11 protein-coding genes are annotated in these 14,280 nt (G+C 60.7%); 6 read left to right on the plus strand and 5 right to left on the minus strand.

The features are described 5' to 3' along the window. From gsiB to iaaA, 3 genes are read right to left on the minus strand one after another with little or no spacing between them, the layout of a single operon-like run. Entirely contained in the window at window positions 1-1,539 is a 1,539-nt protein-coding gene (gene gsiB / locus ACHH0Z_RS04600) for a glutathione ABC transporter substrate-binding protein GsiB (protein WP_045405963.1), read from the minus strand. Between the two features lie 23 nt (window positions 1,540-1,562). Beyond that, the gene (gsiA, locus tag ACHH0Z_RS04605) at window positions 1,563-3,434 is read right to left on the minus strand and encodes a glutathione ABC transporter ATP-binding protein GsiA (protein WP_023292929.1); all 1,872 of its coding nucleotides are present in this window, start codon (window positions 3,432-3,434) and stop codon (window positions 1,563-1,565) included. A gap of 11 nt (window positions 3,435-3,445) precedes the next feature. Further along, window positions 3,446-4,384, minus strand: a complete 939-nt coding sequence (iaaA, locus tag ACHH0Z_RS04610) for a beta-aspartyl-peptidase (protein ID WP_025912889.1) — start codon at window positions 4,382-4,384, stop codon at window positions 3,446-3,448. A gap of 187 nt (window positions 4,385-4,571) precedes the next feature. Between iaaA and moeA the strand changes: the two genes are divergently transcribed. Together moeA and moeB are read left to right on the plus strand one after the other, a co-directional pair. Further along, window positions 4,572-5,804, plus strand: coding sequence for a molybdopterin molybdotransferase MoeA (gene moeA / locus ACHH0Z_RS04615; protein WP_045405960.1), 1,233 nt, complete (start codon window positions 4,572-4,574; stop codon window positions 5,802-5,804). Between the two features lies 1 nt (window position 5,805). After that, window positions 5,806-6,558, plus strand: coding sequence for a molybdopterin-synthase adenylyltransferase MoeB (gene moeB / locus ACHH0Z_RS04620; protein WP_045405958.1), 753 nt, complete (start codon window positions 5,806-5,808; stop codon window positions 6,556-6,558). 86 nt (window positions 6,559-6,644) lie between these two features. Here the strand turns inward: moeB and fsa are convergent, their stop codons facing one another. Continuing rightward, on the minus strand, window positions 6,645-7,307 hold the full coding sequence (gene fsa, locus ACHH0Z_RS04625; protein WP_023326972.1) for a fructose-6-phosphate aldolase: 663 nt from the start codon (window positions 7,305-7,307) through the stop codon (window positions 6,645-6,647). Window positions 7,308-7,436: 129 nt separating this feature from the next. On the opposite strand from fsa, the gene ACHH0Z_RS04630 reads away from it, so the two are divergent. The 4 genes from ACHH0Z_RS04630 to ACHH0Z_RS04645 all read left to right on the plus strand — a co-directional run bounded on the left by ACHH0Z_RS04630 (window position 7,437) and on the right by ACHH0Z_RS04645 (window position 13,161). After that, window positions 7,437-8,336 carry a glycyl-radical enzyme activating protein gene (locus tag ACHH0Z_RS04630; RefSeq protein ID WP_045405957.1) on the plus strand — a complete coding sequence of 300 codons (900 nt, stop codon included), beginning with the start codon at window positions 7,437-7,439 and terminating at the stop codon, window positions 8,334-8,336. Window positions 8,337-8,340: 4 nt separating this feature from the next. Next, on the plus strand, window positions 8,341-10,773 hold the full coding sequence (locus tag ACHH0Z_RS04635) for a formate C-acetyltransferase/glycerol dehydratase family glycyl radical enzyme (protein ID WP_395149498.1): 2,433 nt from the start codon (window positions 8,341-8,343) through the stop codon (window positions 10,771-10,773). Between the two features lie 166 nt (window positions 10,774-10,939). Further along, on the plus strand, window positions 10,940-11,755 hold the full coding sequence (locus tag ACHH0Z_RS04640) for a Cof-type HAD-IIB family hydrolase (protein ID WP_395149499.1): 816 nt from the start codon (window positions 10,940-10,942) through the stop codon (window positions 11,753-11,755). Between the two features lie 149 nt (window positions 11,756-11,904). Continuing rightward, the gene (locus ACHH0Z_RS04645; RefSeq protein ID WP_045405951.1) at window positions 11,905-13,161 is read left to right on the plus strand and encodes a DUF1479 domain-containing protein; all 1,257 of its coding nucleotides are present in this window, start codon (window positions 11,905-11,907) and stop codon (window positions 13,159-13,161) included. Here ACHH0Z_RS04645 and ACHH0Z_RS04650 read toward each other — a convergent pair. Then, window positions 13,158-14,231 carry a LacI family DNA-binding transcriptional regulator gene (locus tag ACHH0Z_RS04650; RefSeq protein ID WP_023343640.1) on the minus strand — a complete coding sequence of 358 codons (1,074 nt, stop codon included), beginning with the start codon at window positions 14,229-14,231 and terminating at the stop codon, window positions 13,158-13,160. The two genes, ACHH0Z_RS04645 and ACHH0Z_RS04650, sit on opposite strands and share 4 nt — an antisense overlap. Between the last annotated feature and the right edge of the window lie 49 nt (window positions 14,232-14,280).

Below are 14,280 nucleotides of genomic sequence, written 5' to 3' on the forward strand. Positions count from 1 at the left end.
TTATTTTAAATCCGCATCGTCAAAGCTAAAGCCCGTATCCGGCATGATGTAGAACCCGGTCAACGCTTTGTTATGGGCTGACACCAGTTTCTCCACCACCAGCGGCACCCACGGCGACTCTTTCCAGATGATGTCCTGCGCGTCCTTGTAGAGACGTGCCTTCTCGTCCGGTTTGGTGGTTTTCAGCGCGTCAGCCAGGTCTTTGTCCACCTGCGGGTTGCTGTAGAACGCGGTATTGAACAGGGTTGGCGGCCAGTTCTGTGAGGCAAACAGCGGCGACAGCGCCCAGTCGGCTTCACCCGTCGAGGCCGACCAGCCGGTGTAGAACATCCGCACGCCGCTCTCTTTCTGCCCTTTCCCCTCGACCTCTGCCGCACGCTGTCCGGCATCCATGGCGGTAACCTGCGCCTTAATCCCCACCTGCGCCAGCTGCTGCTGGGTAAACTGCAGCACCTTCTGGGCGGTACTGTGGTTATGCGACGACCACAGCGTGGTGCTAAAGCCGTTCGGATAGCCCGCCTCTTTCAGCAGCTCGCGCGCTTTGGCCGGATCGTACGGCCACGGCTGATAGCTTTGCGCATACGCAATAGCCGGCGGCAGCACGCCGGTGGCCGGGGTGGCATAGCCCGCAAAAGCGACCTTCACCAGCGCCTGGCGGTTAATGGCATAGTTAATGGCTTCGCGCACCTTCGGATTATCGAACGGCTTTTGCGTGACGTTCATGCTGATGTAGCGCTGCATGATCGACGGGCTGGCGACCAGCTCCAGCTTGCTGTTTTTCTCCAGAATGGCGGCCTGCTCGTACGGGACCGGGAAGGCAAACTGCGCCTCGCCGGTTTGCAGCATCGCCGCACGGGTATTGTTATCCACTACCGGGCGCCAGGTGATGGTGTCCAGCTTCGGCAGCCCTTTCTGCCAGTAGCCCGCGTATTTCTTCACCTTCACAAAATCGGTCTGATTCCAGGTGACCAGCTCGTACGGACCGGTACCCACCGGGTGGAAGCCAATCTCCTTGCCGTATTTCTTCAGCGCGGCAGGGGAGATCATCGCCGTCGCCGGATGCGCCAGGATATTGATAAACGCGGAGAACGGCTCTTTCAGGGTGATTTTTACCGTCGCCGGGTCGACCACCTCGGTTTTGGCGATGTTTTTATAGAGGTTATAACGCTTGAGGCTGTTCTCAGGATTGCTGGCGCGATCCAGGTTTACCTTCACCGCGTCGGCATTAAAGTCGGTGCCGTCCTGGAACTTCACCCCGGTTTTGAGCTTAATGGTGTACACCAGCCCGTCATCCGAAACGGTGTACCCCTCCGCCAGCACGTTTTTAAGCTTCATCTCTTTATCCAGGCCAAACAGGCCCTGGTAGAACGATTTCGCCACCGCCTGGGAGAGCGTGTCGTTAGCGTCATACGGATCCAGCGTGGTGAAGTTAGAGCCGACGGCGACCACCACATCTTTGGCAGCGAACGCGGGGGCAGCGGCCAGGGCTGCCGTCACGCTCGCGGCTAACAACCATCTACGCGCTACAAATGTAACCATTATGTTCTCCTGCCTGTTGAAAGTTATAACCGCGAAAAGGCATTGTCCTGACGCGGGGGAGCCACGAAATGACCCGGACCGACCTCACGCAGCGTCACGCGCTCCACGGCCTCGCCGCGTTTACGAATGTTGCTCGGCATCTCATCCTGCAGCAGCACGCGCTGGCCGTGACGATGCGCCGGATCGGCGACCGGGACCGCCGCGATGAGCTTGCGGGTGTACGGGTGCTGCGGGTTCTCAAATACCGCCCTTCGCGGCCCGATTTCCACGATTTGCCCCATAAACATCACCGCCACGCGATGGCTGATGCGCTCAACCACCGCCATGTCGTGCGAGATAAACAGGAAAGCGATCCCCATATCCCGCTGTAAATCCAGCAGCAGATTGATGATTTGCGCCCGAATAGAGACATCCAGCGCCGAGACGGATTCATCCGCAATCACCACTTTTGGGTTCAGCGCCAGCGCGCGGGCGATGCAGATACGCTGCCGCTGCCCGCCGGAAAACTCGTGCGGATAACGCCAGGCGTGTTCAGGCTTCAGGCCAACGCGCTCCAGCAGCCAGGCCACGCGACGCTGCGCCGCCTCGCCGTCAAGCAGGTCATGCACCCGCAGCGGCTCCATGATCGAATACCCCACCGTATGTCGCGGATCGAGAGAGGCATACGGATCCTGAAAAATAAACTGAATATCCCGCCGCACCGCCTGCAGCCTGCTGTCCGGAAGGGTATCAATGCGCTCGCCGTTAAAGGTAATGCTGCCCTCCTGCGCGTCCACCAGACGGAGCAACGCGCGCCCGGTCGTGGATTTACCGCAGCCGGACTCCCCTACCAGCGCCAGCGTTTCGCCCGGCCAGAGGTCGAAGCTGACGTTTTCCACCGCGTGCACTTCGCGCTTTACGCGGTTCAGTACGCCGCTGCGCAGCGGAAAACGCGTGACCAGATTGCGCACTTCCAGAATGGGCTTGCCCGGCACCACGGTGTCCTGCTCGCGTTCCTCCTCCTGCGGCTCAGACGCCTCCAGGGAAATCAACGGAAAACGACGCGGCAGATCGCTGCCGTTCATCGCCCCCAGGCGCGGAACCGCCGCCAGCAGCGCTTTGGTGTAAGGATGCGCGGGCGCGTGAAAAATCTGCTCGACCGGGCCGGTTTCCACCGCGCTGCCCTTGTGCATCACCAGCACCCGATCGGCGATATCGGCGACCACGCCCATATCGTGGGTGATGAAAATCACCCCCATCTCCATCTCCTGCTGCAACACCTTGATGAGCTGCAGGATCTGCGCCTGAATCGTCACGTCCAGCGCCGTCGTCGGTTCATCGGCGATCAGTACCGCCGGACGGCAGGAGAGCGCCATGGCAATCATCACCCGCTGTCGCATGCCGCCGGAAAGCTGATGCGGATAGCGGCTCAGGATGGCCTGCGCCTCCGGAATGCGCACCAGCTCCAGCATCCGTCGGGCCTCTTTCAGCGCCTCATCGCCGCTCAGACCCTGATGCAGCCGGATGGACTCGGCAATTTGCTCCCCGATCGGGAAAACCGGGTTGAGCGAGGTCATTGGCTCCTGGAAGATCATCGCGATATCCGCCCCGCGCACGCCCTGCATCTGCGCGCCGCTCAGCTCGTTTAAATCAATGACCTGACGGTTACGGCGGCGCAGCAGCATTTTCTCGCTGCTGATTTGCCCGCCCGTCTGTTCCAGCAGGCGCATCAGCGCCAGCGCGGTGACCGATTTCCCGGAGCCGGATTCGCCAACAATCGCCAGCGTCTCGCCGCGCCTGAGCGTGAACGATAAATTCTGTACTGCGGGGATGAACTGCCGCTCTTCCTGAAACGCAATATTCAGCTGATGGACAGCCAGCACTTCGCGGTTGTCCAGCTCTTCACTGTGCGGCACGCGCTGCCCCCTTATTCACGATAGATCCCCGTGCTCGGCTCATCACCGGCATAGCCCCAGGCGCGGTACATGCCTTCGCTGTTGAACGGCAGGGCCACGTTGCCCTCGCGATCCACCGCAATCAGCCCGCCGACGCCGCCCAGGGCAGGTAATTTCTCCATCACTACGCGCTCGCAGGCTTCGCTGAGGCTTAAGCCGCCGTAATCCATCAGCGCGGTAATGTCGTAGGCCGCGAGGGCGCGAATAAAGACTTCCCCGGTGCCGGTACACGACACCGCCGCCGTCGCGTTATTGGCATAGCAGCCGGCGCCCGGCAGCGGGCTGTCGCCCACGCGTCCGGGGAGCTTGTTGGTCATCCCGCCCGTGGAGGTTGCCGCCGCGAGGTTGCCCGCTTTGTCGAGCGCCACCGCGCCGACCGTGCCCATTTTGCTGCGCTCATCCAGCGGCGCAGTATGGTCAAGCTGCGTCATACCCGCCGAACGGGCGTCCAGCAGCTGCTGATAGCGCGCTTCTGTGGAAAACAGATCGGGCGATACCGGCTCCATTCCGTGTTCGAAGGCAAACCTCTCCGCCCCCGCGCCCGTCAGCAGCACGTGCGGGCTCTCTTCCATCACCAGACGCGCGGCCAGCACCGGGTTACGCAGGTGGCTGACGCCTGCCACGGCCCCCGCTTTCAGGGAGATACCGTCCATGACGCAGGCATCCAGCTCGTGGGTTTCATCCCGGGTAAAGACCGAACCGATCCCCGCATTAAATAACGGGCACTCCTCCAGCAGGCGTACCGCCTCGGTGACCACGTCCAGCGCGCTCTCGCCCGCTTCCAGCATTTTCTGGCCCGTTTCGACAATGGCGTACAGCGCGTCGATGTAGCGCTTTTCCTGCTCAGGAGTGAGCTGTGCACGGGTGATTGCCCCGGCCCCGCCATGAATTGCGATTACCGCCTTAACCATTCGCATCACCCGTTAGCCTGTTTTGCGGCTTTTTCTATAAATATCATTATCGTCGACGAAACTTCAGATGATTTTTGAATATAGAAAGACGTAACAGTGATGTAAAGCGAACACCCTCCGGTCATACAGTTAGCCGCACTTTTCTGCCATAATGGACGCTTTCGTTGTTACTCCGCAGGAGCCCACCATGGATTTTACCGCCGGACTGATGCCGCTTGAGACGGCACTCACGCAGATGCTTGACCGAGTTTCCCCGCTGCATGACGTTGAGACGCTGCCCCTCGTGCGCTGTTTTGGCCGTATTGCCGCACGCGATATCGTCTCCCCGCTCAACGTGCCGGGGTTTGATAACTCCGCGATGGACGGTTACGCGGTACGCCTGGCGGATCTCCAGACGGGTAACGCCCTGCCGGTGGCGGGTAAAGCCTTTGCGGGTCAGCCGTTTAGCGGCGAATGGCCTGCGGGCACCTGCGTGCGCATCATGACCGGCGCGCCGGTTCCGGCTGGCTGCGACGCTGTCGTCATGCAGGAAGAGACCGAACAGACCGACGACGGCGTGCGTTTTACCGCCAGCGTCAAGGCGGGCCAGAACATCCGCCGCACGGGCGAAGACATCACCCTCGGCGCGACCGTTTTTGCCGCCGGGCAAAGGCTGACGGTGGCGGAGCTGCCGGTGCTGGCCTCGCTCGGCATCGCGGAAGTTGACGTTATCCGCAAAGTGCGCGTCGCCGTTTTCTCCACCGGCGACGAGCTGCAGCTTCCAGGCCAGCCGCTGCAGGACGGCCAGATTTACGACACCAACCGACTGGCGGTACACCTGATGCTGGAGCAGCTGGGCTGCGACGTGATTAACCTCGGCATTATTCCAGACAACCCGGAAAAACTGCGCGCGGCGTTTATCGAGGCGGATAAATCCGCCGACGTGGTCATCAGCTCCGGCGGCGTCTCCGTGGGCGAAGCGGATTACACCAAAACCCTTCTTGAAGAGCTGGGCGAAATCGCCTTCTGGAAGCTGGCGATCAAGCCGGGCAAACCGTTCGCGTTTGGCAAGCTTCCACACAGCTGGTTCTGCGGCCTGCCGGGTAACCCGGTCTCGGCGGCACTCACCTTTTACCAGCTGGCGATCCCGCTGCTGGCGAAGCTTTCCGGCAACAAGGCCAGCCCGCTGCCGGAACGCGTGCGCGTGCGTGCCGCCACGCGGTTGAAAAAATCACCGGGCCGTCTCGATTTCCAGCGCGGCATTCTGGCGCGCGGTGCGGACGGCGAGCTCGAAGTGAGCACCACCGGACATCAGGGTTCGCACATTTTCAGCTCCTTCAGTCTGGGCAACTGCTTCATCGTGCTGGAGCGCGAGCGCGGCAACGTGGAAGCCGGCGAATGGGTTGAGGTCGAGCGCTTTAACCACCTGTTCGGAGGCTGACATGACGGTGGAGCTGAGCGACCCGGAGATGATGCGCTACAACCGCCAGATTGTGCTGCGCGGGTTTGATTTCGAAGGTCAGGAAGCGCTCAAGGCGGCCAGCGTGCTGGTCGTCGGGCTGGGCGGGCTGGGCTGCGCCGCCGCGCAGTACCTTGCTGCGGCGGGCGTAGGAAGCATGACGCTGCTGGATTTCGATACCGTATCGGTGTCCAACCTGCAGCGCCAGACGCTGCACAGTGACGCGACGGTGGGCCTGCCGAAAGTGGAATCCGCCAGGGCTGCGCTGGCGCGTATCAACCCCCACGTTCAGTTCACGCTGATTGACGCAATGCTGGATGACGACGCGCTCTCCGCGCAGATTGCCCGGCACGATCTGGTCCTGGACTGCACGGATAACGTCACCGTCCGTAATCAGCTCAACGCGGGCTGTTTTGCTCACAAAACCCCGCTGGTCTCCGGGGCGGCGATCCGCATGGAGGGGCAAATCAGCGTCTTCACGTACGCTGAGGGTGAACCCTGTTACCGCTGCCTGAGCCGTCTGTTTGGCGAGAATGCGCTGACCTGCGTTGAGGCGGGCGTGATGGCGCCGCTCGTCGGCGTGATTGGTTCACTGCAGGCAATGGAAGCGATCAAGGTCCTGGCGAATTACGGCACGCCGGCAGCGGGGAAAATCGTGATGTATGACGCGATGACCTGCCAGTTCCGCGAGATGAAGCTGATGCGTAATCCGGGGTGTGAGGTGTGTAGTCAGTAAAAAAGTCGGGTGGCGGCTTCGCCTTACCCGACCTACAACGGCTCGAACGTAGGCCGGGTAAGCGTCAGCGCCACCCGGCAGCCGCGTCAGATGGACGTCCGTCCAAACGCCCCCTGCCAGTCCTGCTCAAACTTCACAATCGCTGCGTCTACCGCCGGAGAGGTAATAAACTGCTGCGCCACGTCCAGCGGCAGCGTGATGGACTCGCAGCCTGCCAGCAGGCAGTCCAGCGCCTGACGCGGGGTTTTAAAGCTCGCGGCCAGCACTTTTGACTGCGGCGCATGCAGCGTCAGCAACTGCTGTAATTCCACCACGGTCTGGATCCCGTCCCCGCCCTGCGCGTCCACGCGGTTAACGTAAGGGGCCACATACTCCGCCCCCGCCAGCGCGGACAGCATCCCCTGCGCGGCACCGTAGACCGCCGTGCCCAGGGTCGGGATCCCTTCCGCCTTCAGCATCTTGATCGCCGCCAGCCCTTCTGCGGTCACCGGCACTTTCACCACCAGATCGTTAATGATGGCGCGCAGCTTACGCGCGTCTTCCACCATCCCTTCGGCGGTGGTCGCCATCACCTGTGCGAACAGACGGCCCTTGCCGCCCAGCGCGTCGTGCAGCGCGGGCAGCAGTTCGTCGAGCGGCGTTTTACCGGCCGCAACGATGCTTGGGTTGGTGGTCACGCCCGCCAGCGGGAAGATACGCGCCAGCTTTTTGACTGCCGCAACGTCAGATGTGTCGAGATAAAGTTCCATGATGTCACCTTCAAAATTAGCCTGCACTTACCCTATCACGACAAAACCTGCTCAAGAGTTGACCTGCATCAAGATAACTTTCATTCGAAAGTAATTTAATCTTCATATGCAAGATGAGAGGCGAAAAACATGATCTTTAATATTCAGCGTTACTCTACCCACGACGGCCCCGGTATACGTACCGTGGTGTTCCTGAAAGGCTGCTCGCTGGGCTGTCGCTGGTGCCAGAACCCGGAAAGCCGCTCCCGCAGCCGGGACGTGCTGTTTGATACGCGTCTGTGCCTGGACGGCTGCGACCTGTGCCAGCAGGCGGCACCGGGCTGCATCGAACGCGCGCTGAATGGCCTGGTCATCCACCGCGAAAAGCTGAGTGAAGAGACGCTTGATGCCCTCACCGACTGCTGCCCGACGCAGGCGCTGACCGTTTGCGGCGAAGAACAGCAGGTCGAGGAGATCATGGCGACCGTACTGCGCGATAAACCCTTTTACGACCGCAGCGGCGGCGGGATCACCCTCTCCGGCGGCGAGCCGTTTATGAACCCGGAGCTGGCGCACGCGCTGTTTAAAGCCAGCCATGACCAGGGTATCCACACCGCCGTCGAGACCTGCCTTCACGTGCCGTGGCACTATATCGAGCCGTCATTACCGTACGTCGATCTGTTCCTCGCCGACCTGAAGCACGTCGACGGTGACGTTTTCAAGCAGTGGACGGACGGTTCGGCTAAGCGCATCCTGGACAACCTGAAACGCCTGGCCGCCGCCGGGAAAACGATCACCATCCGCGTGCCGCTGATCCAGGGCTTCAACGCGGATGAAGCCTCCATCACCGCCATTACCAACTTCGCTGCCGATGAACTCGGCGTCGACGATATTCATTTTCTGCCGTATCACACGCTGGGCATGAACAAATACACCCTGCTCGGCCAACCCTACTCTGCCCCTGACAAACCGCTGGATAACCCTGCCCTGCTGGACTTCGCGCAGCAGTACGCCTGCCAGAAAGGGTTAACCGCGACCTTACGAGGATAAACTTATGACCACCCTGAATCTCAATACCCTCAGCGAGCGCATTAAGGCGCACAAAACGGCGCTGGTACATATCGTTAAGCCGCCGGTCTGTACCGAGCGCGCCCAGCATTACACCGAAATGTACCAGCAGCACATGGACAAGCCGATCCCGGTGCGCCGCGCCCTGGCGCTGGCGCATCACCTGGCCAAGCGTACCATCTGGATCAAGCACGATGAGCTGATCATCGGGAACCAGGCAAGCGAAGTGCGCGCGGCGCCCATTTTCCCGGAATATACCGTCTCCTGGATTGAGAAAGAGATTGACGACCTGGCGGACCGTCCGGGCGCGGGCTTTGCGGTGAGCGAAGAGAACAAGCGCGTGCTGCATGAGATCTGCCCATGGTGGCGCGGCCAGACGGTGCAGGATCGCTGCTACGGCATGTTCACCGACGAGCAGAAAGGCCTGCTGGAAACCGGCATCATCAAAGCCGAAGGTAACATGACCTCCGGCGACGCGCACCTGGCGGTGAACTTCCCTCTGGTGCTGGAGAAAGGTCTCGACGGCCTGCGCGCCAAAGTGGCCGAGCGCCGCTCGCGCATCAACCTGACGGTGCTGGAAGACCTGCACGGCGACCAGTTCCTGAAGGCGATCGATATCGTGCTGGAAGCGGTGAGTCTGCACATCAAACGCTTTGCCGACCTGGCGCGCGAAATGGCCTCCACCGAAACCCGCGTAAGCCGCCGCGACGAGCTGCTGGCAATGGCGGAAAACTGTGACGTAATCGCCCACGAGCCGCCAAAAACCTTCTGGCAGGCGCTGCAGCTGTGCTACTTCATTCAGCTGATCCTGCAGATTGAGTCCAACGGCCACTCCGTCTCCTTCGCGCGTATGGACCAGTATCTCTATCCGTACTACCGCCGCGACGTGGAGCTGAACCAGAGCCTGGACCGCGAGCACGCCATCGAGCTGCTGCACAGCTGCTGGCTGAAATTGCTGGAAGTGAACAAGATCCGCTCCGGCTCGCACTCGAAGGTTTCCGCCGGTAGCCCGCTGTACCAGAACGTCACCATCGGCGGCCAGAAGCTGGTTAACGGTGAGCCGATGGACGCGGTGAACCCGCTCTCGTACGCGATTCTGGAATCCTGCGGTCGCCTGCGCTCCACCCAGCCGAACCTGAGCGTGCGCTACCACGCGGGCATGAGCAACGACTTCCTCGACGCCTGCGTGCAGGTGATCCGCTGCGGCTTCGGGATGCCTGCCTTTAACAACGACGAAATCGTCATTCCGGAATTCATCAAGCTCGGCGTTGAACGCGACGACGCCTACGACTACGCGGCCATTGGCTGTATCGAAACCGCGGTGGGCGGCAAATGGGGCTACCGCTGCACCGGCATGAGCTTTATCAACTTCGCCCGCGTGATGCTGGCCGCGCTGGAAGGCGGCCGCGACGCCACCAGCGGCAAGGTGTTCCTGCCGCAGGAGAAAGCCCTCTCTGCCGGTAACTTCGATAACTTCGAGGAGGTGATGGCGGCGTGGGATAGCCAGATCCGCTACTACACCCGCAAATCCATCGAGATTGAGTACGTCGTGGACACCATGCTGGAGGAGAACGTCCACGATATTCTCTGCTCGGCGCTGGTGGACGACTGCATCGAGCGCGCGAAAAGCATCAAGCAGGGCGGCGCGAAGTATGACTGGGTGTCCGGCCTGCAGGTGGGCATCGCCAACCTCGGCAACAGCCTGGCGGCGGTGAAGAAGCTGGTGTTCGAACAGGGCGTCATCGGCCAGCAGCAGCTGGCGGCGGCGCTGGCCGATGATTTCGATGGCCTAACCCACGAGCAGCTGCGCCAGCGCCTGATCAACGGCGCGCCGAAGTACGGCAACGACGACGACAACGTGGATATGCTGCTGACCCGCGCCTATCAGACCTATATTGAAGAGCTGAAGCAGTATCACAACCCGCGCTATGGCCGCGGCCCGATCGGCGGTAACTATTACGCGGGCACCTCTTCCATCTCCGCGAACGTGCCGTTTGGCGCAGCGACGATGGCGACACCGGACGGACGTAAGGCGCATACCCCTCTGGCGGAAGGGGCCAGCCCGGCTTCGGGTACGGACCACCTCGGCCCGACGGCGGTAATTGGCTCGGTGGGCAAACTGCCGACGGAAGCGATTCTCGGCGGCGTGCTGCTCAACCAGAAGCTGAACCCGTCAACGCTGGAAAACGACAGCGATCGCCAGAAGCTAATGGTGCTGCTGCGCACCTTCTTCGAAGTGCATAAGGGCTGGCATATTCAGTACAACATCGTCTCGCGCGAAACGCTGCTGGAAGCGAAGAAACACCCGGACCAGTACCGCGACCTGGTGGTGCGCGTCGCGGGTTACTCGGCGTTCTTCACCGCCCTGTCGCCGGATGCGCAGGACGATATTATCGCCCGTACTGAGCATACGCTGTAAGAAAACGCCCGGTGGCGCTGCGCTTACCGGGCCTACAGAGTCTCCCCGTAGGCCGGGTAAGGCGAAGCCGCCACCCGGCTTTCTGACTTTCATTCGAAATTAAATTTGTGCTCCTCGTCACCTTGTTATTAGAATGTTTCAAAACGCAGTGACCCAGGAGCACAGTATGACCGTTAAAGTTATCGTCACCGATATGGACGGAACTTTCCTTGATGATGCCAAGCAGTACGATCGTGACCGCTTCCAGGCACAGTTTGAACAGCTTAAATCCCGCGACATTGAATTTATTGTCGCCAGCGGCAACCAGTATTACCAGCTCATCTCCTTCTTTCCGGAGCTTAAAGATCGGATCTCCTTCGTGGCGGAAAACGGCGCGCTGGTGTTCGATCGCGGCGAGCAGATTTTTCACGGCGAGCTGACCCGCCATGAATCGCAGATCGTGATTGGCGAACTGCTGAAAGACAAAGGGCTGAACTTCGTGGCCTGCGGGCTGGAGAGCGCCTACGTCAGCGATAAAGCGCCGGAGGCGTTCGTGGCGCTAATGTCAAAGCACTACCACCGCTTAAAGCGCATCAGCGATTACCGCGACATTGACGACGTGCTCTTTAAGTTCTCCCTGAACCTGCCGGACAGCGATATTCCTAATCTGGTGGATAAGCTGCACGTCTCGCTGGACGGCATCATGAAGCCGGTCACCAGCGGCTTTGGCTTTGTCGATTTGATTATCCCCGGCCTGCACAAAGCGAACGGCATCAGCCGTCTGCTGAAGCGCTGGAAAATCTCTCCGCAAGAGTGCGTGGCCATTGGCGACAGCGGCAACGATGCCGAGATGCTGAAGCTGGTGAAATATTCCTTTGCGATGGGTAACGCGGCAGAGAGCATCAAAGAAATCAGCCGCTACAGCACCGATGACAACAACCATCAGGGCGCGCTGAACGTCATTCAGGCCGTGCTCGACAACCATTCCCCGTTCGACGCCTGATCCTTTCTTCGCCGGAGCCTGGCTCCGGCCTCTCACTCTTTTTCCGTCCTGTGGCGCAGGTCAAGTTTTTAAACTTGCATTAACTTATTTTTAACTTAAAGTATCACTTGTAGACACTTTTACTTTCGAATGAAAGATGCGAGGCAATTATGACCTTTACCAGTGAAACCTTGCCAGCGGATCACAAAGCGGCAATCCGTCAGTTGAAACGTGAGTTACGCGCGCAGATCGGCGACGTGCAGGCGGTGTTCAACAAGCTCAGCGACAGCATTGCCACCCGCGTGGCGGAAATTAACGCGCTTAAAAATAAAGGTGAATCCGTCTGGCCGGTGATTCCGTTTAACGATGTGAAAAACGGCACGATTACCGACGCACAGCGCGAGGCCGTTAAGCGCCGCGGCTGCGCGGTGATTAAAGGTCACTTCCCGCGCGAGCAGGCGCTGGCGTGGGATCAGTCGATGCTCGACTACCTCGATCTGAACAAGTTTGACGAGGTGTACAAAGGGCCAGGCGATAACTTCTTCGGCACCCTGAGCGCTTCCCGTCCGGAGATTTACCCGATCTACTGGTCGCAGGCGCAAATGCAGGCGCGTCAGAGTGAAGAGATGGCGCAGGTGCAGTCGTTCCTGAACCGCTTATGGACGTTCGAGAGCAACGGCAAGCAGTGGTTCGACCCGGACGTGAGCGTGATTTACCCGGATCGTATCCGCCGCCGTCCGCCGGGAACCACCTCGAAAGGACTCGGCGCGCATACCGACTCCGGCGCGCTGGAGCGCTGGCTGCTGCCGGCATACCAGCAGGTTTTCGCCCGCGTGTTTGACGGCAACGTCGAGAAATACGACCCGTGGAACGCCGCGCACCGTACCGAAGTGGAAGAGTATACCGTCGATAACACCACCAAATGCTCCGTGTTCCGCACCTTCCAGGGCTGGACGGCGCTGTCAGACATGATCCCCGGCCAGGGGCTGCTGCACGTGGTGCCGATCCCGGAAGCAATGGCGTATATTCTGCTGCGTCCGCTGCTGGACGACGTGCCGGAAGACGAGCTGTGCGGCGTGGCGCCGGGGCGCGTGCTGCCGGTTTCCGAGAAGTGGCACCCGCTGCTTATCGAGGCGCTGACCAGCATTCCTGCGCTGGAGGCGGGTGATTCGGTGTGGTGGCACTGCGATGTGATCCACTCCGTCGCGCCGGTGGAAGATCAGCAGGGCTGGGGCAACGTGATGTACATCCCCGCCGCACCGATGTGCGAGAAAAACCTCGCCTACGCGAAGAAGGTCAAGGAAGCGCTGGAAACCGGCGCGTCGCCGGGAGACTTCCCGCGCGAGGATTATGAAAAAACCTGGCAGGACCGCTTTACCGTGAACGATCTCAACATCCACGGCAAACGCGCGCTGGGCATGGTCTAGCTGTCGTACAGCCCTTCCCGCTCCACGGCGGTGCGTCGTTTCCCCTGACGTATCCGCCGTACCGATTCCCGCACGGCCAGCGTGCCGTTCAGCAGCAATGTGCCTACCGGCGCGTCCAGGCGCATGAGCCGCTGCTGGAGCATGTGTACCGCTTCCGTTCCCAGCTCATCGCGGGGAACATGCACGGCCGTTAATGGAACATCCTGAATCGCCGCCAGGTTAAAGCCGTCGATGCTCATCACCGAGACGTCCTGCGGCACGCGCAGGCCGTGGTTTTGTAAGGCGCTGATGGTGCCCGCCGCCATAAAGTCGCCGCCAACCAGGAACGCCGTCGGCAGGTCTTTTCCCTGCTGCTGATTTAGCCAATCGCTCACCAGCTGCTCCGTCTCTCTGGCGCTGAAGCTCGGCACCACCAGCAGATCGCGCTTGTCGTTGAACGCCAGGTTGTGGGACTGCCACGCGTCGCGGATCCCCGACAGGCGCTGCTCCATGGTGTAGCGCCGCAGGCACAGCACGTTCATCACCTCGCGGTGTCCCATCTCGAACAGGTACTCCGCCGCCCGCTCGCCGATGGCGCGGTGATCCGGCGCAACGGCAGGCAGACGCATGTGCCGGTCGCGGCAGTTAATCAGCATGCAGGGTTTGCCCACGTCCACCGCCAGATCGTGGATATGCGGATCGTCAATACCGAGAAGAATGGCCGCCTGCGTATCCGGCTCGTTCATCCGCGCCAGAAACAGCTGGGCGTCGCTGTCGTTCTCCTCCAGCGCGCAGTAGCGCAACCGGACCTCGTGCGAGGCAAGGGCTTTGCTCACGCTCTGGATCACGCGGTAGTAAAAGATGTCGGACCGCTCGTCAAACGCCCGCTGCGGGGCAAAAACCACCAGGCTGTTAAGCAGCAGACGCCCGGCCGCCATGCCGTCCATTACCCCCAGCTCGCGCGCGCACGCCAGCACCTTTGCACGCGCTTTTTCGCTGGTATTCGCTTTCCCCGCCAGCACCCGCGACACGGTGCTGATGGAGAGCTGCGTGCGGGCCGCGATTTCGGTGATTTTTAGCCTTTTGTCCATTTTGTGATCTGGCTCCATTTGCGAAATGAAAAAATTTTCATAGCGTGTT

This window comes from Enterobacter cloacae complex sp. 2024EL-00227 (assembly GCF_043945315.1).
GTDB lineage: Bacteria > Pseudomonadota > Gammaproteobacteria > Enterobacterales > Enterobacteriaceae > Enterobacter > Enterobacter roggenkampii.